This is a genomic window from Specibacter sp. NPDC078709, from assembly GCF_040686795.1.
GTDB lineage: Bacteria > Actinomycetota > Actinomycetes > Actinomycetales > Micrococcaceae > Specibacter.
On record NZ_JBFBLU010000003.1, the window covers coordinates 139,066 to 160,944 of the forward strand.

Below are 21,879 nucleotides of genomic sequence, written 5' to 3' on the forward strand. Positions count from 1 at the left end.
CGGTCATGTCAGTGGCTTCTTTCGATCGCCATCTTCGAGTCGCCACATCTGGCCCCGAAAATGCGACTAAAGGGGCCATATCTGGCGACTCGAGTGCGGGGGTTAGTGGTTAGCGGCCAAAATGTGGGTACATCCCGGGTGCGTCAGTGGCTTCTGCTTCGAAACAGCAGATGATGCGCTGAACCTGTTCGAGACTGCAGAAGACGCGACAAATTCGCGATTTTCATCGCATCATCCGCGTTTTCAAATCCAGCCCGTACCAGCCCTTAACCACATAGCGGCCGCCCGTCGATTCCTGCTCTAGCGCCGGGCCGCAGTGGCAATCACGGTCACGGCTCGCTCCACGGCATAGACCGGATCTTTCGCCGCTCCCTTGACCTGGGCGTCGGCCTCGGCCAGCACCTTGATGGCAGTCACCAATGCTGGTCCGCTCCAATGCCCGGCGTCACGGCGTGCTGCATCGACCTGCCACGGGCTCATGCCGAGTTCGCGGGCGAGCTGGGCGGAACTGCCACGGAGCGAAAACACCTTGGCTACCTGCCGTACCTTCATGGCCAACGCTGCTACGAGCGGGACCGGATCCACTCCTGTGGCGAGGGCGTGCCTGAGCGTGGACAAGGCCACGGGGGCGTTGCCGGCGAGAGCAGCGTCAGCCACCCGGAAAGCTGTGGCTTCGACCCGGCCGCCGTAGTATTTATCGACGTCGTCGCTGCTGACCATGCCAGTGGTGTCGGCTATCAGCTGGGAACATGCTGCCGCCAATTCCGAGAGGCTTGCGCCCACGGCTGCCACCAAGGCCCGGACGGCCTGCGCATCGATCCTGCGCTGATTCAAGGTGAACTCAGCACTGACAAACTGTGACTTCTCGGCATCCTTTTTCAGCGGCTGGCACTCGATGCGAGGAACTCCGAGAGCTTTCAAAGCATCCAGCAGTTTCTTCCCGCGGGTGCCGCCGCTGTGGGTCAACAGTAGTGTGACATCAGGGGCGGGGTCCTTGATGTAGGCCAAGGCGTCCTGCAAGAAATCGTCACTCATGCTGGCCAGACCGGACACCTCAATGAGCTTGGGCTCACTGAACAGCGACGGGCTGGCGACCATGCTCAATTTGCCCGCTGTGTAGGCGGCAGCATCGAGCGAGGTCAATTCGATGGCCGGATCCTGTGCCCGCAGCTTCCTGCGGAGATCGTCGGTGGCCCGGCTGGCAATGAAGTCTTCGGGGCCGAACAGGAGCACCACCGGTGCCAGCGGAACGTCACGCCAGTCGGCACCGCCGGTAGGCCGCTGGGTAGTTCTCGGAGCCGGGCTCACTGGCCGCTTCCTGTCCACTCAATATTCACAGCATCTACTGTGCCACTGACGGCCGCTGATTCCCAACCAGCACGACGGCGTTCGGCCCACCGGCGTGTCGCGGCTGGCCCTGTCGCGGCTGGCCCCGTCGCGGCATGCCCAGTCATGGCTGGCCCGGTCTCATAGTTGAAGTACCGCCGCGCTCCACCAGGCTGCTGCTCCAGTGGCGAAGACCACTGCAGCAACAAACCCGTGGCCGCGCCACCGCGCTGGCAGCAGGGCTCGCATCCGCGCAGCAATAGCCCGAGCCCGCTCTTTCTCCACCACAGCAAACAGCACGGCTAGTACCGCAGTATTCAGCAGTGACATAAGCACAACTCCTTGGACGCCCGAAGGCCAAGGCAGGCTGGCCGCGGGCCAGGCCGACAGCGTGCGCGCCACGACAGCCACCCACCACGCTCCGAGCCCGCTAATGGCTGCACAGAGCGCGGCCAGCGGAGGAAGCACAGTGGCCACCACCATGCCCAGTGTGCCTACCGTAGTTACGAGTGCCACCACCGGGGCCGCCAGCATATTCGCAGGAATGGTGTACGGCGTTAACCGGGCCTGCAGCAGCACAATGACGGGTGCACAGAACAGTTGAGCCGCTAAAGGAATGGCGACGGCCTGCGCCAACCACAGTGGCAGCATGACAGCCAACCACCGCACGCACCGCTGACCCAGAAGATGCAGCCCCAAAGTGGCCAGCACGGAAAGGATGAAAGCGTAGTCGGCGGCAAGCCAAGGATCGGCCAGCAGCAGCACCACGATGGAGACCGCCAGCAGTGTTCCCACCCTTTTGGGCCGTCCGCCCAGAATAGCCATGGCTCCGATGGCCCCCATGACGGCAGCCCGCAGCACGCTGGGATCCGGGCCCACCACCAGAACAAATCCCAGCAGGCCTAGACCCGAGGCGGCAAAGGCCAGACTCCGCGGTGACCGGAGCGTCCGCAGGCCCAGCATGAGGGAAGCCAATATGAGGGTGCAATTGGCTCCGCTGACCGCTGTCAGATGTGTGAGGCCAACCACTTGCATGGAGTCATCGAGGCTACTGTCCATACCAGCGCGGTCCCCCATGACCATCCCCGGCAAAAGTCCTGCAGTATCATCGGAATTCTCTGCCCATACTGTCTGCACCGCCGCAACCCAGGAGCTGCGGATAGCGGTGACGGCCGCTTGCGACCCACCTGACGCGGACGTTGGCGACTGTGGAATGGTGGACGGGCGAAGGAACCCGGCGACAGACTCGTGTCCTCCTGCTGGCGTAATGGAACCGGCAGTCACAGCACTGTCCCCAGGTTGGAGACCGGCCCATTCCGTCCCTGCAACAACTCGAATGGGCAGCCTGCCCGCCATGGTCTTGCCCTTGGCCTGAGCCTGGACCACTACGGCGTCGAAGGCCACCCGTGGCGGTCCGTTACCCGCGCTCAAGCGTCTAGGTGCGGTCTCCACTTCTATGGTGAGCACCAACACCTCACCTCGTTCCACAGCCTGATCTATTGGAGAAGCCGCCGCGCCCCAGGAGCGTAGCGCCGCCGACGCCAAGACGCCCAGAATACAGACAGCGGCCAGAATCACCGTGGGTGCCGCTGCTCGTAGTAGGGCCAATGCACCACCACTCCGCGGAGCCCACCTCGCCCTACTCGGTCTGCTCACCCGCCCCGCATTACTGGCCCGGCTGGACCTACTAGTTGGCATACGCGACAGCCGACGCCATTGGGTAGCCGCAAAGGCTGCCAGCAGGACCGTAACGAGCACCAGCGCGCAACCAGCAGTCAGCTCCCAGGGCATCATCATGGCGGCAGCAGCTGCCGCCCAGGTCCCCACAACGGCAGGAAGCAGCCGGGCATCTGCCCTCCTATGCAGCTCACTCTCGGCCTGTCCAGCATGCGCATCGGCAACGCGACGCCGCAGATCCTGCAGGTGCAACAACAAACGAATCCGTAACGGTTTGGCCCGCACCGGCTCTGGGTCCCCGACGGCGGCACGAGTAAACCGGGCCCAGCGCGGTTCACGGACCCTCATCAGACGGTGACCAAATCACGCAGGCCGGCCAACAGCTTGGCACCAATCCCAGCAACCGCATCGAGAGCGTCGACAGTGGCAAACTTTCCGTGGTCAGTACGCCACGTGATGATCCGCTCGGCGAGAACGGGGCCAACACCTGGCAGGGTTTCCAACTCAGCCGCAGAAGCTGAGTTGAGATTGAGCTTTCCCTGCGCCCCGGAAGGAGCGCTACCCACCGCTCCCTGCGATTGGCCCGGCACCTGCGGTGCCCCCGGATTGAGCGGCAAGGCAGCCGCCTGCTCTTGGGTGGGTATGAACACCTGCACGCCATCAAGCAGTGGAGCCGCCAAATTCAAGGCTGCTAGTTCGGCTGAGGGAAGTGCTCCCCCGGCGGCCTCAACCGCTTCAAAGACCCGGCTACCCGGTGCCAGCGAGAACACTCCGGGATGATTCACAGCCCCTGCAATATGCACCACCAATAGCGTCTGCTCTGTGGATCCTTCGGAGTTATCTGTTCCGCCAACAGCCGCGGCGCCCTGAGAACTTCCTGGGACACCCGTCGCGGGACCAATAGCGCCTGTGGCATCAGCGGCACCGACGGCTCCAGCCGCCCCCGCAGATTCAGCCAGAGATGCATCCAAGGGTGGGACGGCTACTTTTCCTGCGGTTTCAGTGACCAGCTGCGCCGAAGCATTCTGCACTCCCGCCGATTCAATCCACAAGACACCCAGCGCAGCAGCCACCATTGCTAAGACCACTACTAAGGAGCGCACGGGAACAACCCATCGGGGCCCCTTCCAGCGACTTAAGCCTCGACGACGAGCCGCGCCGCTGCCAGCCTCAGAGTTGCCTGTATCGAAATCACCGAAACCAGCACCGAAACCACCACCGCGACCATCGCCAGGGCCGGCACCACCAGCAGCGTCAGAGCCACGGCCGGCACGATTGCTCGCCTGCCGCATCCGCTGGACTTGTGGGCTGCGCTCTTCCATGGACCTACCGTAGGCCTCCCGGCGGCTACGAACATGACCGTTGGGCGCTTTTGTGAGGAGCTAAGGAGCCAGCTCCTGCTGTGGAGGAACGTGTGCCCCCGACACCACCACAACCAGGACACCCAGACCCGCGTGAGCAGCCAGAACAGCCGGCAAACGTGTCAATGTGGCACCAGCCAGCCCTGGTGAGCCAGCCGCCAAGGAATCACCGAGCGTGCGCGCCTGAGACTCATTGCCAAAATGATGCAGACTGATCCGGGTCTCGGCCGCGCCACGTGCCGCAATTTCGGCTGCGGCCAGCGCTTCAAGACGGGCTATGGCTTTGGCAGCCGTACGCACCTTTTCCAAGGGAACAATAGCGCCGTCCTTAACCCCGAGGATGGGCTTGATATCCAGCACTGTCCCAAACCATGACGAAGCAAGGCTGATGCGGCCGCCACGGCGCAATTGCTCAAGGCTTGGCACATAGAAGTAGATCTCGGTAGTGGACAAAGCGCTCTGCGCGGCAGCAATCACGGCTGCGGCATCTTCACCCCGCAGCGCTGACGACACAGCCGCCTGCACTCCCCCGCCCTGCCCCATGCCAACGGTTGCTGAATCCAACACATGAACGGGGATCGGCGAACGCTCTGCCGCCAGTTGGGCAGCATCCACTGTTCCCGAGAGTTTCTTTGACAGGTGGAGGGACACGATCTGTTCGAATCCGGCATTAGCCGCAGCCTTGTAGGCACGTTCAAACTGGCCCGGAGACGGACGCGATGTTTTGACGGGTTTGCCGGCTGCCAGCGCCAAAGAAATGTGGACTTCCAGTTCCGCATCATCATCTGAATACACGTTTTCGCCGATGATGAGCGGGATGGGCACCACTATGAGCACTCCGGTGCCAGCAAGTTCGGCCACCCATTCCGGCGGTAGAGCCGCGGCAGAATCGGTCACGATGGCGATGATCGGCGCCGGCGGGCCCGCGGGCTCAGCTAAAAGCCCTGCGTCTAAGGGATCAATAGGGCTTATGGGTTTGGGGCGTATCCGGCCCACCTGCTGCCGCAGCCATGTGCGTGCCGCCGATGTTTCATTCATTGCCACCACCCCCTTCCCAAGCAGTCCCGTCCAAAAAGCCCAGTCCAAAAAGCCCCGTCCAACCAGTCCCGTGTAACAAGGTCCGCATATCCATCAAAAAACAAAGTGCCCTAGCCCAGTGAGGGCGAGGGCACTTTGCGTGGTGCTGCTTTTACGCGCTGTCTCTTCGCTGACTAGGCTGGAACCTAGGCTGGGACGATATTGACCAGCTTAGGCGCACGCACGATCATTGTGCGGATATCAAGGCCGCCAAGTGCCTTCTGGATCGTTTCCGAGGCCAAAGCCAGCTCACGGAGTTCGTCCTCGGTAATGTCCGGGGACACCTCCAGACGGTCCTTGACCTTACCCTTGATCTGAACGATCGCGGTGATAGTCTGCTGCACCAGGAGCGCCTGATCAACGGCAGGGAAACCGGCGTTGGCAACAGAGGCCGGGTGACCCAAGGTGTCCCACATGTCTTCTGCCGTGTAAGGGGCAAACAGGCTCAAGATGATGGCCACTGCCTCAGCAGCCTCACGCACGGCCGGGTCGGCTGCGCCGGCACCGGAGTCGATGACCTTACGGGTGGCGTTGACCAGCTCCATGAGCTTGGCGACCACAACGTTGAACTTGTGACCTTCCAGCAACGCCTTCGCGTCATGGACCGTGCGGTGCGTCAGGGAACGCAGTGCTGCGTCCCCGCTGGCGGCCGGGGTGCCCGGTTCGCTGGTTACATCACGGGCCAGGCGCCAGGCGCGGGCCAGGAACTTTGCCGAGCCCGACGGCGAAACATCCGCCCAGTCGACGTCGTCCTCGGGAGGGCCGGCAAAGACCATGGTGAGACGAACGGCGTCGACCCCGTATTTATCCAGCTGCTGGCCTAGGTCAACACCGTTGCCCAGTGACTTGCTCATGGCCTTACCGCCGTTGAGTACCTGACCCTGGTTCAGCAGTGCGCTGAAGGGCTCGGTGGCTTCCAGCAGTCCCAGATCGTGGATGACCTTCGTGAAGAAGCGCGCGTAGAGCAGGTGCAAAATCGCGTGCTCAACGCCACCCACGTACTGGCCCACGGGCATCCAGTCATTGACCTTGGCCGGATCGAACGGGCCGTCGGTGTAGTCCGGCGAGGTGAAGCGCAGGAAGTACCAGGAGGAGTCCACGAACGTGTCCATGGTGTCGGTGTCGCGCTTGGCCGGCTTGCCGCAGGAGGGGCACTCAACATTGACCCAGTCCGCGGCGGCAGCCAGCGGGCTGGTGCCCTTCGGAGCCAAAGCTTCGCCGCGCAGATTCTCCGGCAGGCGGACAGGCAGCTGATCGTCCGGAACCGCCACTTCGCCGCAATCGGCACAGTGAATGATGGGGATGGGAGTGCCCCAGAAACGCTGGCGGGACAGCAGCCAGTCGCGCAGGCGGAAGTTGACGAACTTCTCGCCCGTGCCCAACTTCTCCAGAACCGCAATGGCGGCCGGGATACCCTCAGCCTTGGACAGGCCGTTGAGCTCGCCGGAGTTGATGAGCGTGCCTTCGCCGGTGGAGGCGATCCACGTCTCGGCCGGATCTTCCATGCCGGTATCCAGCACAGCGCGGACGGGCAGGTCGAAAGCCTTGGCGAAATCGAGGTCACGCTGATCGTGGGCAGGCACGGCCATGATGGCGCCGGTGCCGTAATCGGCCAGCACGTAGTCGGCGGCCCAGACGGGCAGCTTCTCACCTGTCAACGGGTTGATGGCGTAGCGGCCCGTGAACACGCCGGACTTGGGGCGGTCGGTGGCCTGGCGTTCAATGTCGCTGAGCGCCTTAACCTGCTCGCGGTAGTCGCTCAGCGCCTCGGCGTGCTCAGCCGTGACCAAATCCAGCGCCAACGGCGCGTCGGCGGCCACCACGAAGAACGTTGCCCCGTACAAGGTGTCCGGGCGGGTGGTGAAGACCGTCAACTCCTGCTGGACCTTTTCCTCGCCAGCGGCGTCAATCACGAACGTGACGTGGGCGCCCTCGGAGCGGCCGATCCAGTTCTTCTGCATGGCCAGGACGCGGTCCGGCCAGTGGCCCTTCAACGCATCCATGTCATCGAGGAGGCGGTCGGCGTAGTCGGTGATCTTGAAGTACCACTGGTTCAGGGACTTTTTGGTGACGATGGTGCCGCAGCGTTCACAGGCGCCGTTGACAACCTGTTCGTTCGCCAGCACTGTCTGGTCCGTGGGGCACCAGTTCACGGGTGAGTTCTTGCGGTATGCCAGACCCTTCTCGTGGAAGCGCTTGAACAGCCACTGCGTCCACCGGTAGTACTCGGGGTCTGAGGTCTGCAGACGGCGTGACCAGTCCACGGAGATGGCGTAGCGTTTGAACGACTCCGCCTGCGTGTCAATGTTGGCGTAGGTCCACTCACTGGGGTGGGCGTTGCGCTTGATGGCGGCGTTCTCCGCGGGCAGCCCGAAGGAGTCCCAGCCGATCGGGTGGAGCACGTCATAGCCCAGCTGGCGCCAGTAACGCGAGACCACGTCTCCCATGGCAAACGCCTCGGCGTGGCCCATGTGCAGATCGCCCGAGGGGTACGGGAACATATCCAAGACGTAGCGGCGTTCTTTCGAGCCGTCGTCAAGGGGTGTGAAGACCTTAAGTTCGTCCCAGATGGCCGGCCACTTGGCTTCCATCGAGGCGAAACTGTAGACGCCCTCTTCGCTGTTCTCTTCAGTCTGGGACTGCACGCTCACGTACCCTGCCTTTTCGTTCATCATTGGCTTCTTGTTCCTTCTGGCCGGCTGGCTGGCTGGCTGACTGCTTACACACAAAAGCCCCTCGACATGGCAAGGGGCGCACCGCACTAGAAAGCGCGGCTAAATAAGAAGGAGAAATGTATACACTCCCTCATTTTAGCGCACTTAAAGTACGACGGCGGGAGCCCACCGATTGCTCCTGTGGTGGGCTCCCGCCGGGGTACTTCAGAGTCCTCTAGAGGACGTCTTCATCAACCCAGTCCATGGACTTGGTGACGGCCTTCTTCCAGAGCCGCATCTGGCGATCGCGCTCAGCGGGCTCCATCTGCGGCTCCCAACGCTTGTCCTCGGACCAGTTCGAGGACAGCTCGCCCAAGTCCTTCCAGAAACCAACAGCCAGACCAGCTGCATACGCTGCACCCAGAGCTGTGGTTTCGGTGACCTTGGGACGGATCACGGGGACACCGAGGATGTCCGCCTGGAACTGCATGAGCGCGTCATTGGCGACCATGCCGCCGTCGACCTTGAGCTCAGTCAGGTCGACACCGGAGTCGGCGTTGACGGCGTCGAGTACCTCGCGGGTCTGGAAAGCGGTGGCTTCCAGGGCGGCCCGGGCAATGTGATTCTTGTTCACAAAACGGGTCAGGCCAACGATGGCGCCGCGGGCATCTGCACGCCAGTACGGTGCAAACAAGCCAGAGAATGCGGGGACGATGTACACTCCACCGTTGTTCTCGACCGCTGCCGCCAGCTCCTCGACCTCGGGAGCAGACTTGATCATGCCGATGTTGTCGCGCAGCCACTGGATCAGTGAACCGGTGACGGCAATGGAGCCTTCCAACGCGTAGTGCGGTGCGGCGTCGCCGAGCTTGTAGCCGAGGGTGGTCAGCAGCCCGTTCTTGGAGTGAACAATTTCTTCGCCCGTGTTGAAAATCAAGAAGCAGCCGGTGCCGTAGGTGTTCTTGGCTTCACCTTGGTTGAAAGCGGCCTGGCCGAACGTTGCAGCCTGCTGGTCACCCAAGATGCCGGCAACGGGTACTTCGCGCAGCAGCTGGCTGCCGTGCACGTGTCCGTAAACCTCCGAGGAAGACTTGATGGCGGGCATCATAGACAGCGGCACGCCGAAGACAGCCAGGATTTCTTCGTCCCACTGCAATGTTTCCAGGTCCATGAACAGGGTGCGCGAGGCGTTGGTGACGTCGGTGATGTGCACGCCGCCGTCGGTGCCGCCGGTCAGATTCCAGGTGACCCAGGAATCGGTGTTGCCGAAGAGGAGATCACCGGCTTCCGCCTTTTCACGGGCACCGTCAACATTGTCCAGGATCCACTTGATCTTGGTGCCGGAGAAGTAGGTGGCCAACGGGAGGCCTACCTTCGCCTTGAAACGCTCCACGCCACCGTCTGCCGCCAACTCATCGACAATGCTCTGCGTGCGGGTATCCTGCCACACGATCGCGTTGTAGACCGGAACACCGGTGTTTTTGTCCCAAACAACTGCGGTTTCACGCTGGTTCGTGATGCCGACGCCGACAATGTCGTGCCGGGTCAGATTGGCCTGGGCGAGGGCGGTGCCGATGACCTCGCGGGTGTTGTTCCAGATTTCAGTTGCGTTGTGCTCAACCCACCCGGCCTTGGGGAAAATCTGCTCGTGCTCCAGCTGGCCGGTGGAGACAATGTTGCCGTCGTGATCAAAAACGATTGCGCGGCTGCTAGTGGTTCCTTGGTCAATGGCAATGACATACTGAGACATCTTTGTTTCCTTTGCTAATGATTCAAATACTAATGATCCAAATGACGAACAGTGGTTCAGGTTCAGACCTGGCGGTTTAGGCCACCACGAGCGGCAGCCATTGGGCCGCGGCACCGCCAAGGGCACCGCCGATCAGCGGGCCCACAACGGGTACCCAGGCGTAGCTCCAGTCACTTGAGCCTTTGCCCTTGATGGGCAACAGTGCGTGCGCAATGCGCGGGCCCAGGTCACGGGCCGGGTTGATGGCGTAGCCCGTGGGCCCACCGAGGGAAGCACCGATACCTACAACGAGCAGTGCAACGGGCAGCGGGCCGAGGCCGGCAACTCCGCCACCGAAGTGGAGGATGACGAAGACCAGAACAAAGGTGCCGATGACTTCGGTGACAACATTCCAGCCGTAGCTGCGAATGGCAGGACCGGTGGAGAACACGCCCAGTTTGGTGGCTGAGTCTGGTTCGCCGTCAAAGTGCTCCTTGTAGGCGAGCCAACAGACCACGGCGCCGATGAAGGCACCGAGCATTTCTGCGCCGAAGTACGTCATGGTTGAGGCGAAAGTAACGGCAACATCCGGAGCATACTCAGGCGCACCGCTGGAGAGGATACCTACTGTTACTGCTGGGTTGAGGTGGGCACCCGATTTTGCTGCGACGAAGACACCGGCCATGACGGCCAGGCCCCAGCCCCAGTTGACGAGTAGGAACCCGCCGGAATTGCCTTTGGTTCCTTTGAGCGCGACGTTTGCAACGACACCACAACCCAGCAGGGTGAGCATCATTGTTCCCATCACTTCGGATGCGAACACTATTCCAAGAGACATCTTTGACTCCAATTGGTTAGTTATTATATGAAGGGCCGGCCCTTTTGGCCGGCCCTCTTGAGCCCCCTTCGCCCCCGGGGGCTTAGGCAATCAAGCTTTGTACCTGGACGCCGTGGAAGCGTGCCAGAACATCGACGCTGTGGCTGATTTCCTGCGCCACTTTAGCCTCGTTCCAACCCAGCGGGCCCGCCAGTGCGGCAGCCGTCTCAGCCAGCAGTTCGCTGGTGACCAGGCCTCGGAACGCCAGTGAGGTGCGGCGAATCATGACGTCGATGAGGTGTCCAATTTGTTCGTTTTCCACCATGAACTCCACCTCACGGTCGCTGAGTTCATTGGTGGAATCGAAGACCGTGTCCACACCACCATTCAGGTAGGCCAGTACCTCATCGGCACGGGTTCCGTAGCGGGTCAACAAGACTCCCGCCCGAGCGGCGTCGACCGTTTTGCTGGTGTGCGAGGAAATCCACGCTTCAACGCCAGCGGTAGTTCCCGGGAAGTTCACGCCACCACCGATGGGCAGCTTGGCTGTAGAAACCTTTCGCGGCATGCCCAGGATTGCCAGGACATCGTTCGTCATGTGCTCGGACAAGGCGCGGAAGGTAGTCCATTTGCCGCCCACCAGGCTCAGCACCGGAACGGAGGTGCCGCCAATGGTGCGCTCGGCGCGCTCAATACGGTAATCGCGTGAGACAAAGCCGGGCGCTGTTTCGTCGTGGCGCGGCAGCGGGCGAACGCCGGCGAAGCTGTAGACGATCTCTTCACGAGTCACCAAAATGTTGGGGAAGACGTGGCCAATGAGGTCGAAGAAGTAGTCAATTTCTTCCTCGGTGCAGACCGCATCCTTGGTCATGTCAGCGTTGACGTCCGTGGTGCCGACCAGCACCCTGTCGCCCATGGGGTAAATCAGGACGATCCGGCCATCGGTGTGCTCGAAGAAGATCTCGCGGCCGTTGCAAGCTGCCAGTAGTCCGGGGTGATCCAACACAATGTGTGAGCCCTTGGTGCCGCCCATGAAGCGGGTGGCTGCGCCCATGGCGGTGTTGGTCATGTCCACCCAAGCGCCGGTGGTGTTGACGATGACGTCAGCGTTGAAGACGAACGTCTCGCCTGTGAGTTGGTCGGTCAGTTCCACGCCGTCGGCCGTGACGGCTGTGGCGGCTACGTAGTTGGTGGCACGAGCCTTGGCCTCGGCGGCAACTGTGGCACCGGCGGCGGCAGAACCAGCGGCAGCAGATCCAGCTGCGGATCCAGTCCTAGCGAGGCCGGCCTTTTCGCCGTCCTGGAGTACGTCCAACGTCAGTCGCTCCGGGTTGTGCACGGAAGCGTCGTAGTAGGTGGCGGCGTACTTCAGGTTGGCCGGCAGCTGAGGCAGTTCGGCAAGAGCCTTCTTGCGGCCCTTGAAATCGTGACGGGGAACCGTGCCGCCGTCGCGGGAGAAGGCATCGTAGAGGGTCAGGCCTACCTTGATGAGGAACGCGCCGCGCTCCTGGGGCTTACCCTGCTTGTGCGTCAGGAACCGCATGGGGGCGCTGAGGATGCCAGAGAAGGTGCTGAAGATGGGGATGGTGGTCTGCAGCGGCTTGACGTAGTGCGGTGCGATCTTCAGCAACCCGTTGCGCTCCATGACAGATTCCTTCACGAGCCGGAATTCGCCATTTTCGAGGTAGCGGATGCCGCCGTGGATCATATGGGAGGATGCTCCGGAGGCGCCTTGACAGTAATCACCGCGCTCTACCAAGGCCACGTCTACGCCTTGCAGAGCCAGATCGCGGAAGGTACCAACACCGTTAATGCCGCCACCAATGATCAAAACACTTGCACGCGGACGATCCTTCAGGGCCTGAACTTGAGCTCTCACAACCGTTGGGGTTTCTTCCGCTGAATTGTTAGCGCCTGCGTTGCCTAGGAGTCCCACGATGACCTCTTTCGAGTCCAGATAAATTGCGCCCTGCGCGCCTCTTCCCTTTATTGTTGGAGCACGTGGAAAATATAGTCAACATGTTTGCACGAACGTGCAGAAAGGAGGAATGAACTGTGAGTTCCAAACGAACAAAACAGCAAGATGCTCTGCGGGCTGCACAAATGTACTACTTACAGGATCAGACCATGGACGCCATTGCGCGAGAGTTAAGAACCTCCCGCTCTACAGTTTCCAGGCTGCTCTCCACAGCCCGCGACAGCGGCCTCGTGCAGATCCAAATCAAGACTCCTTCCGACAGAGCACCTGAATTGGAACGCGTCATTCGCAAGCGCTACCAAGTTGAAGTCCATGTTGTACCGGTCTCGGACATGCTCAGTGAAGTTGAAGTCTTGGACCGGGTCAGCATGCAGGCGGCCCGCACCATCGGACCACTCGTCGACTCGAACGCCGTCATTGGTGTGGCGTGGGGCTCCACCGTCAGCACCGTCAGTCGCCACCTGACGCGTAAAACCACCCACGGCAGCACCATTGTCCAACTCAACGGCGCCGGCAACACCCAGACCTCCGGCATCACCTACGCGTCGGAGATCGTACGCCGCTTCGGCACGGCGTACGGGGCAAAAGTCGAACAGTTCCCTGTGCCGGCGTTCTTCGATCACGCCGCCACGAAAAACATGATGTGGCAAGAACGCAGCGTCCGGCGCATCCTGGACCTGCAAGAGCGCATGACCATCGCCATTTTCGGCGTCGGCTCCATGGATGCCGAAATTCCCAGCCATGTGTACTCCGGCGGCTACCTCGACACCACCGATCTGGATGCTCTGGAAGCCAGCGGCGTCGCTGGGGATGTGGCCACCGTTTTCTTCCGCTCTGACGGAAGTGACGACGACATTGTGCTCAACTCACGCTCCAGCGGTCCTGACTTGGAAACCCTACGCAAGGTCCGGCGTCGTATCTGTGTGGTCTCCGGGGCCAAGAAAATCACTGGACTGCGCGGGGCACTCGCCGCAGGCCTGGTCACAGATTTGATTCTGGATGAATCCACGGCTCGCGAACTGGTGGAGTTGTCCAGCCCCTCCAGCGATCCCATCTTCGGCTTCCTCAATGGACTGGACGGACTCTAGCGACGTCGAGGGACTTCATGGGTTGCAAGCCGCGCGCCCATGCCAGCTCGGGGCCCGGACTGGGTAAAGTTGTCGGTATGCAACGCTCCCCCAAACACACGCTCAATAACGGTGTCGAGATCGATGTGCTCGGCTACGGGGTCTATAAAGTTCCATCTGAGGACTGCGCGGACCTGGTTTCCACCGCCCTGGCCACCGGTTACCGAACCGTGGACACGGCAGCCCTCTACGGCAATGAGGAGGGTGTGGGCGCCGCGATCCGCAACGCGGTCGCCGCTGGCACGCCGCGCACGGACTTGTTCGTCACCTCCAAGGTGTGGAACACGGAGCAGGGCTACGACTCCACCTTGGCCGCCTTTGACGCCAGCATGGAGCGCCTGGGCCTGGACTTTGTGGACATGTTCCTGATTCATTGGCCGTGCCCCGAGAAGAAGCTGTTCATTCCTACCTACAAAGCGCTGGAAACCCTCTATCACGAGGGTCGAGTACGTGCCATTGGTGTGAGCAACTTCGAGCCGGAGCATCTATCTCAACTGTTGGACGCCACCGATGTGGTCCCTGCCGTGAACCAAATTGAGCTCCATCCTTGGCTGGCCCAGCACCAGTTGCGCGCCCTTCATGCCGAGCTGGGCATCACCACTCAGGCGTGGAGCCCCTTGGCCCGCGGCGCTCTATTGACCGATCCTGTGCTCTTGGCCCTGGCTGCCGAGACCGGTAGATCCGTGGCCCAGCTGGTGCTGCGCTGGCATGTCCAGTCCGGGCATCTGGTGATCCCCAAGGCCAGCTCTGCGGCCCGGATCGCTGAAAACCTCAACGTGTTCGACTTTTCTCTCACTGACGACCAGCTGACTGCCATCAATGCACTGGACCAGGACCGCCGTTCCGGCTCCAATCCGAATGATGTGAACTGATTTGTCTGCCAAGAACAGTTCATCCGCAAAGAGTCCATCCTTACAGAACAGTACGACGGCGCCCGCCTCACCCATCGCTGTTGATCTGGCGGACCGGGTCAGTACCCACATCCTGACTGTGGTGGGCACCCCCGTTCACTATTGGGAGTACGCCGCGGTATCGCCGTCGGCTGCCACCCGCACCATTGTTATGGTGCATGGTTTCCGTGGCGACCACCATGGGCTTGAGCGCGTGGTGGAGTTACTGCCGGAACACCGAATCATCATGGCCGACCTTCCCGGCTTTGGCGTCTCCCCCGCATTTGCTTCCGGCAAGCACGATATCCCCGGATATGGGGCCTTCCTTGCCTCATTCTTGGACGCACTGGAACTTGGCCCGAATACAGTGCTGTTGGGGCATTCCTTTGGCTCGATTGTGGTCAGCCACTTTGTTGCCGCTCATCCGCACCGGGTGTATCCACTGATCTTGGTGAACCCGATCGCCTCCCCCGCGTTGGAGGGTCCCAAGGGCGTCATGACCAAGCTGGCTGTGTTCTATTACTGGGCGTCGGCCAAGCTTCCGGCACGCCTGGGCAATGCGCTGTTGCGCAGCAAGCTCATTGTGTACGTCATGAGTGTGACCATGTCCAAGACACGGGACAAGCAATTGCTGGCGTTCATCCACGGTCAACACCACGCGTATTTCAGCGGCTTCGCCAACAGGGACATGCTGCTGGAATCATTTCAGGCCTCCGTCAGCGGCACCGTGCGTGAAGTTGCCACTTCTCTCACACTCCCGACCTTGCTGATTGCTGGCGCACAGGATGAGATCGCCACCCTTCCTAACCAGCACAAACTGCTGGAGATCCTCCCCCAAGGCGAACTTGTCGTCATCGACGGGGTGGGCCACCTCATCCATTACGAAACACCCCAGCCGGCAGCAGCTGCCATCACTGATTTCCTTGAAAGGCACCCCGCCCCTTGAGCACCCCCACAGCGGCCACCACTGGCGAATCGGCCGGCAACCCAACGCCGTCATCTAAACCCAAGATCGTCATGGACGCCCGCTTTACGCGCATGGACCACCACGACGGGATCAGCCGTTACGGCGCAAGTCTCATGGCCGCCGTCGCACCTTATGCGCAGGTAACCATGCTCATCCATGACGAACGCCAGCTGGCCCTACTCCCGGATTTGCCGTGGGTGAAGATCAATTCACCGCTGAGCCCGCTGGAGCTTTTCGTGTCCCGGCACGTGAACAAGTTGGCGGCCGATCTGGTGTTTTGCCCCATGCAAACCATGGGCAGCTGGGGACGGAAATACCCGCTCGTCCTGACGCTGCACGACCTCATTTACTACGAGCACCCCGCCCCTCCCGGCTTTCTCCCGGCACCGGTGCGTGTGCTCTGGCGGATTTATCACAAGGCGTATTGGCCCCAACGGTTGCTGCTCAACCGTGCCAATGTGGTGGCCACCATCAGTAACACCACGCTGTCACTCATGCGTAAGCACAAGCTCACCAAGCGTCCCGTGCGCATCATTGGCAACGCGCCGCAGGGTGAGCGGACGCCGCGGGATCCTGCGGTAGCTCCGGAGAAGACACTGACTTACATGGGCTCGTTCATGCCCTATAAGAACGTGGAAACGCTGATCCGCGGCATGGCCGAACTGCCTGATTTCACGTTGAACCTGCTCAGCCGGATCACCCCGGAGCGTCGCGCCGAGTTGTCGGCGCTGGTGCCTGCCGGGGCCTCGGTGGTGTTCCACAATGGCGTGACCGACGCCGAATACGATCAGCTGCTGCTGCGCACCACGGCCCTTGTGACGCTGTCCAAGGCCGAAGGCTACGGGCTGCCACTGGTGGAGGCCATGGCATTGGGGACACCCGTGGTGGTCGCTGACACCGATATTTTCCGTGAGGTGGGCGGTACTGCGGCGCACTATGTGCCAGCCGATTCACCGCACGATTTTGCCGCTGCCGTCCACGCCTTGGCTGACCCGACGGACTGGGCTGCTTGCTCTACTGCGTCCGTTGCCCAGGCGGCCACGTTCAGTTGGGATTCCTCCGCCCAGGAACTGCTAGGAATTGCGCAGGAGTTACGAAAGCAGCGATGACCCTTCCACTCATCCAGGTTCACAAGAAGCCTCGCTTCGGCCTACCCTGGTTGGAGCTTTTCCTAGGCATCGGAACAGTTTTCTGGTTCTCCTGACGTAAGTGTGGGTGGCGTTATTTCTGGTATGGGAGCTTGACGATGACAGGTCCGCAGGCGAGCATGATCAGCGTATTTTTGAAGGCGCACTAGCCATGGCATGGCATGGCGTATGGCCGATGACCTGGCCGCACGTACTCTGTCAGAGCGCCTTGGTGAGGAGTATGTGGCCGACTTCGAGAAACTCGAATTTCTGGTGAAGATGCTGTCCATTCGAGACACCGACGTCAACCGGCGTACAAGGTCACTGCTTGATACAACACTTGGTCGAAATCCAACTTAACAGGCAAGCAATCAACCGGTTTAGTTTGTCGGTTTTTTGGTGGTTTTGCTGATGATTTTTTTGAGCCATTTCGGGTATTCGGGCCGGTCTGGTTCGGTGTTCAGTGGTGGCCGGTACTTGCCGCTGGGCGTGATCCAGCCGATCCGTCCGTCTTTGGTGAGTTGTGGTGTCCAGCCACGGAGCTGGATCCCGGCCCGTTCTGGTTCATCAATACACCGCCGACGACCACGGCGGTTCTTATCGTCCTTGAAGTGCTTCATCAGGTGATGGCGTTTACAGGCTGGGCGCAAATTCGCCATGGTGGATGGTCCGCCGAATTCAAAAGCACGCAAGTGGTCCAGTTCCGTGTCCATGACTGGGTTGGGGCAATTCGGTACATAACAACACCCAGCAAGGCCCTGCAACACCGCTCGCTCCGCCGCCCGCAACGTATACCGTTGCGGTTCCAGCGGTAACGCTTCCCCGGTGATCGGATCAGTCAAAACCCGCAAGAACGAGGAACTATTACTCAACAGCTTCCGCGCTACTTCCTCCGGCACAGGACCACCCTGAGGACCCACCAATTCAGCGGGTTCATCCGTGATCCCCAACAACCCCAGAAACGGGACTTTCACCAACACCAACGCCTCAGGCATCGGCGGATCCACCAACACACCATGCCCAGCCAACTCCGTCAGCTGCCGTAAATAATCTGACTCGGGATCCTCCACAATCCCATCCACAACAGAATCAACCAACCCAGACCCATCCCCCACCACAGCCACACAACCAACAAGGCCAGCAAGGCCAGCAGAGTCCGCAGGATCGGTAAGGCCAGCAGGATCAGTGGTGTCGGCTAGGTCAGTGGTGTCGGCGGGGTCAGGAGCGCAACGCTGAGTAGCCAGGCCAGCAGGGCCACCAACACCAACAGGGGCGGCAGGATCAGCAGGATCAGCGGGGTCAGGGGCGAAATACAGTTCAGCAGCCGTGGGACTGGCCGTAATAGTGGCCGTGCCGGCAACGGCAGGACCACCGGATAGGGTCCCTCCTGTGGCGGCCTCGGACGTAGCACCGTTCTCACCAGGTGGGGGCGAAACCTCAGTCTCAGCTTCCAGGTTAGCTGCCTGGCCGTGGGGGCGGATCCTGCCCCTAAAAGCAGAACCAGAGCCATCAGCTCCACCAGGATCCCCGAGCCCGCCGGAGCCACCACACTCAACACCAGAACCAGAACCGGTTCTACTAGCAGCTCCAGCACTCTGGCCTGCTCCGGTGTTGGCCCCTGTACTGGTTCCCGTGCCGGTTCCTGAACCGGTTCCTGAACCGGCCGGGCTGCCGGCACTGGATCCTGCTCCTGCGGTGCCTGTGTTGAGGGTTGCTTCTGCCTCATAGACTAACTGTGTAGCGGTGGTGGGGAGGTTTTGTCCCAGCAGCAAGATAGTAGCAATATCAGCCCGTAACTGCGCCAGGGTCCTGTGTTCACGGCAGTCCTGACCCGTCCCGGCAGCATCAGCAACACGCTGAGCCCGCACACCCTCAGCCTTCATCGCCCGCGCCAACCTCGTGCACCGGGTATAAATTCCCGAGGCACTCACCGCCGGCATATGCAACCCCAACCACGCCATCCCATCAGCACCCACATCACACGTTAGCTTCCGCTTCGCGAAAGCCTCCTTGACCCGTACCGGGATCGTCTCAGGAAACATCTTCTCCCGCGCCCGACGAGCCTTGCCCATAAACGAATACGCGGTCGTCCCCGGCGCGAGATACAACAACCGACCCTCTAACACCGCCTCATCAGTGGCCCTAACGTGCCCCATAGAGCTCAGCGTCGCGATCTCCTCCACCATGACCACCGCATGCCGCCACGACAACTCCCCCGCTTCCAAGCCAGCTAACACTGCCGGGCGATCACCCACTAACGCGACACTGTGCTCAATCAATGTCGCCGTGGTGGGTTCAGGAATCCCCAACGCGAACGACATCTCCGTCGCCAACCCCGCCGCAGCAACCCCACGCTGAAAACCATCCAACGCCCACACTGACCGTTCAACAGCAGCCGCCCCAGCAACCCTAGCCACCAACCGTGCCTTACAACCCGCTAGAGCATCTTCTAAACACTTCACCGCGGCCAAGGCCTCCAAGCCAGCATCCCGCACACCCTCAGCAACGGAAAGCACCGAGGGCGGATCAACCTCCGGGCACGGATACGGTGCAGGATTCGAGGGCGAATACAACAACCGATCAGGTAACCCGGCCAACTCAGCATTGTCAGACCCAAAAGGTTCAATAGAAGGAAGAGTAATCCCAGCCAGCAGTGCCGCCACATCCTGTGTAGCGTCACCGCCCCGGCCCCCGGGGAACAACTCCCGAATACTCATAACAACAACACTAAACCCACCTATATAGAACGGCAATACATACCCGAAAGTAACTTCGAAAAATGTTTTATGGAAGGGTTCGGACCTATTTTAGAGAACGTCCAAACCGTCGCAACGGACTTGGACGGGCGCACCCACCCTGCGGGCTGCATTGGCAGCCTTCAAGGCACGCATATTGGCCGTGACGGTGGCTGCCATGGAGTACGGAAAGAGCAGGATGGTCCGGTAATCGGGGGCAGCCTCACCTTCGGCGCCGCCAGCACTCGATGCACTCATGTGCGCTGCTGCAACGGGTGCAGGGCCGATGCTTCGCACTGAATCCGGCAGCTTCAAGGCGGCATGAAAAGCCGCTACATCACTTTCTTGCCCCGTCAGCGACGCCAGTCGCATGGCCGGCGGGAGTCCGAGCTGGTGCCGCAGCGCAAACTCTCGTTCTGCGTGCCCGGCAGGATCCCAGCGCACCAATGCTGCCACTTCAGGCGACTCATCCGCGGTGACAACTACGATTCCTCCATCCTTGGCGGAACGCACCAGTGCAGCTGCGTTCATCCACCGACGCAGTGTTTCTTCTCCGGCACGCAACGACTCTCTCCGAAGCATGGAATCGCCATCCAGCAAGAGCGCAGCCGCGTAACCGTGCGGAGCCACTGGCTCGGCCCCTATAGTGGCCACCACAATAGCCGGTTTATCCGGAACCATGGTTTTGATGTTGTCTCCAGAGGAAGAAATAACAGGCACCGATGGGAATGCTCTGCCTAGCTCTTCGGCAGTGCGTAAAGCACCCACGGTGATAGCCCTCAATTGGTTGAACCCGCAGGTGTTGCAGCTGAAGGCGTTCTCGGGCTGGCCACACCATTTGCAGGTCACCGTGACGGAGGCAGAACCAGCCGCCCGGCTTTGCATGAGCGGGCCGGTGCAGTGCTGGCAACGGGCAACTTCACGGCATCGCTGACAGGCAAGTGCTGGCGCGTATCCGGTCCGGGCTACCTGAACCAGCACAGGTCCGAACTTCAGCGCTGCCTTCGCGGTCTCCCAAGCCCTATGAGGTAGACGCGCCATGGCCGCGGCAGGATCACGCTCTTGCTCGAAGGAGTCGGAGGTGCTGATGACCCTGGCCGTGGCCTTACGTACCTCTGGGCGGGCGGCGACAAGGTCCTGCGCCCAGCCTGTGGCAACGAGGCGCTGAGATTCGCTACTCCTGCTGTGTCCGGCCATCAAGACTGCTGTGTCTTCAATACTCGAACGAAGTAGCAGTACATCACGACTGTGTTGGTAAGGGGCCCGGCGTTCAATGTGGAGTTCGTCGCCGTCGTCCCAACAACAGACCAAACCCAGATCCGCCACGGGTGCGTAGGCAGCCGAACGGGTGCCGATCACAATCTTTACGTCGCCAGAGAGGACACGGAGGAAGTTGGCATAGCGAAGGCTGGGGCCGTCGTCGGCCGTCAATTTGACGAAGCTGTCCTCAGGCAGCACTTGAGCAAAAGCCGCTTCCAGCAGCTCAAGGTCGCGCAAATCTGGCACGACCACAATGGCCCCACGCCCGGACAGCTGGCAATAAGCCACAACCTGAGCCAGCTGCCTGTGCCACGACATAGGCCCGAAGCCGTGAAGTGTTGCTAGGACAGCTTTGGGGCTATCCCCCATGGCCAGCCGGGTCAGAAAGTCCTCGGCACGTGGGTAATCACCGAACAGAGAATGGCCAGGCTTGGCAGCCGCAGGCAACTCTAGAAGCGGTTCCACGTGGGGATCGTGGACCACTGCTCCCCCAACTCGGCTGACGTCGGCGGCGGTCCGCTGGCCTGTGCCAGTAGTGGAGCCAGCAGCAACGCCAGCCGTTGGACCGGAGCCACTCTCAGCGCCTGAGCCAGCACCGCCGGCGCTAGGCCCCGTGCTAGGCCCGGTGCCATGGCCCCCTTCACTGCCAACCCGCTCAGCCGCCTTTTTCAGGTAAACCTTTTCCAAGCTGGCAACCCGCGGTGGTACAGCGACGCGCAACACATCAGACACCGTGCCGCAGTAGCGGGCCGCTACCTGATGCGCCAGTTCCAACACCTGCGGTGCCAGCACGGGGACCGCCGAGTACACGCGGCTCAGCGGCACCAAACGGTCGCTCTCGGATTCAGCCACGCGAGCCACCAGGAAGCCGTTGAGGTCCTGGCCGGAGAACTTTACGCGCACGCGCACGCCCGGCTGTGCCTCGGCGTCGAGCTCCAAGGGAACGGAATAGTCAAAGATCCGGTCAAGGTGCGGCAAGGGTGAATCAATGACAACGTGTGCCACCGGCAGAACTGGCGCCAAAACCACGCCGCTATGAGGATCGGCCACGCGTTCTTTGGCCACAAAGCCACTCAACAGGCTCAGCTGTACACCTTCGCCCGGGCCATCATGGTGTGGTGAATCAGCCATGGCATCCTCCTGCGATCGGTGCG

General features: G+C 61.2%; 15 protein-coding genes. 4 read left to right on the forward strand and 11 right to left on the reverse strand.

Features of this window, described 5'->3' with window-relative positions; genetic code table 11:
• Nucleotides 1-300: 300 nt before the first annotated feature.
• The 9 genes from holA to AB0P14_RS07280 all read right to left on the reverse strand — a co-directional run bounded on the left by holA (nt 301) and on the right by AB0P14_RS07280 (nt 12,520).
• Nucleotides 301-1,308, reverse strand: a complete 1,008-nt coding sequence (gene holA / locus AB0P14_RS07240; protein WP_363839772.1) for a DNA polymerase III subunit delta — start codon at nt 1,306-1,308, stop codon at nt 301-303.
• 159 nt (nt 1,309-1,467) lie between these two features.
• Nucleotides 1,468-3,351 carry a ComEC/Rec2 family competence protein gene (locus AB0P14_RS07245; RefSeq protein ID WP_363839775.1) on the reverse strand — a complete coding sequence of 628 codons (1,884 nt, stop codon included), beginning with the start codon at nt 3,349-3,351 and terminating at the stop codon, nt 1,468-1,470.
• Nucleotides 3,351-4,106 (reverse strand): ComEA family DNA-binding protein, encoded by a 756-nt coding sequence (locus AB0P14_RS07250; protein ID WP_363839778.1) that lies wholly within the window; start codon nt 4,104-4,106, stop codon nt 3,351-3,353. Before AB0P14_RS07250 ends, AB0P14_RS07245 begins: the two co-directional genes overlap by 1 nt.
• A gap of 32 nt (nt 4,107-4,138) precedes the next feature.
• Nucleotides 4,139-4,267, reverse strand: a complete 129-nt coding sequence (locus AB0P14_RS07255; protein ID WP_363839781.1) for a hypothetical protein — start codon at nt 4,265-4,267, stop codon at nt 4,139-4,141.
• 118 nt (nt 4,268-4,385) lie between these two features.
• Nucleotides 4,386-5,402, reverse strand: a complete 1,017-nt coding sequence (locus tag AB0P14_RS07260; protein WP_363839784.1) for a DegV family protein — start codon at nt 5,400-5,402, stop codon at nt 4,386-4,388.
• Between the two features lie 185 nt (nt 5,403-5,587).
• On the reverse strand, nt 5,588-8,113 hold the full coding sequence (gene leuS / locus AB0P14_RS07265) for a leucine--tRNA ligase (RefSeq protein ID WP_363839787.1): 2,526 nt from the start codon (nt 8,111-8,113) through the stop codon (nt 5,588-5,590).
• Between the two features lie 217 nt (nt 8,114-8,330).
• Nucleotides 8,331-9,845, reverse strand: a complete 1,515-nt coding sequence (gene glpK, locus AB0P14_RS07270; RefSeq protein WP_363839790.1) for a glycerol kinase GlpK — start codon at nt 9,843-9,845, stop codon at nt 8,331-8,333.
• A 76-nt stretch (nt 9,846-9,921) separates the two neighbouring features.
• A complete protein-coding gene (locus AB0P14_RS07275) occupies nt 9,922-10,662 on the reverse strand; it encodes an MIP/aquaporin family protein (protein WP_363839793.1) in 741 nt (246 codons plus the stop codon).
• Between the two features lie 82 nt (nt 10,663-10,744).
• A complete protein-coding gene (locus AB0P14_RS07280; protein ID WP_363839796.1) occupies nt 10,745-12,520 on the reverse strand; it encodes a glycerol-3-phosphate dehydrogenase/oxidase in 1,776 nt (591 codons plus the stop codon).
• 224 nt (nt 12,521-12,744) lie between these two features.
• Here AB0P14_RS07280 and AB0P14_RS07285 point away from each other — a divergent pair, with 224 nt between their 5' ends.
• From AB0P14_RS07285 to AB0P14_RS07300, 4 genes are all read left to right on the forward strand, one after another.
• Entirely contained in the window at nt 12,745-13,707 is a 963-nt protein-coding gene (locus tag AB0P14_RS07285) for a sugar-binding domain-containing protein (protein ID WP_363840415.1), read from the forward strand.
• Nucleotides 13,708-13,784: 77 nt separating this feature from the next.
• Nucleotides 13,785-14,618, forward strand: a complete 834-nt coding sequence (locus AB0P14_RS07290) for an aldo/keto reductase (protein ID WP_363839799.1) — start codon at nt 13,785-13,787, stop codon at nt 14,616-14,618.
• Between the two features lies 1 nt (nt 14,619).
• Complete coding sequence (locus AB0P14_RS07295; protein ID WP_363839802.1) at nt 14,620-15,582, forward strand: alpha/beta hydrolase; 963 nt, start codon at nt 14,620-14,622, stop codon at nt 15,580-15,582.
• A gap of 71 nt (nt 15,583-15,653) precedes the next feature.
• Nucleotides 15,654-16,712, forward strand: coding sequence for a glycosyltransferase family 1 protein (locus AB0P14_RS07300; RefSeq protein ID WP_363840418.1), 1,059 nt, complete (start codon nt 15,654-15,656; stop codon nt 16,710-16,712).
• A 398-nt stretch (nt 16,713-17,110) separates the two neighbouring features.
• Here AB0P14_RS07300 and AB0P14_RS07305 read toward each other — a convergent pair whose 3' ends face one another.
• Both AB0P14_RS07305 and AB0P14_RS07310 read right to left on the reverse strand, forming a co-directional pair.
• Nucleotides 17,111-19,447 carry a DUF222 domain-containing protein gene (locus AB0P14_RS07305; protein ID WP_363839805.1) on the reverse strand — a complete coding sequence of 779 codons (2,337 nt, stop codon included), beginning with the start codon at nt 19,445-19,447 and terminating at the stop codon, nt 17,111-17,113.
• A 90-nt stretch (nt 19,448-19,537) separates the two neighbouring features.
• Complete coding sequence (locus AB0P14_RS07310) at nt 19,538-21,856, reverse strand: primosomal protein N' (protein ID WP_363839808.1); 2,319 nt, start codon at nt 21,854-21,856, stop codon at nt 19,538-19,540.
• Nucleotides 21,857-21,879: the final 23 nt, after the last annotated feature.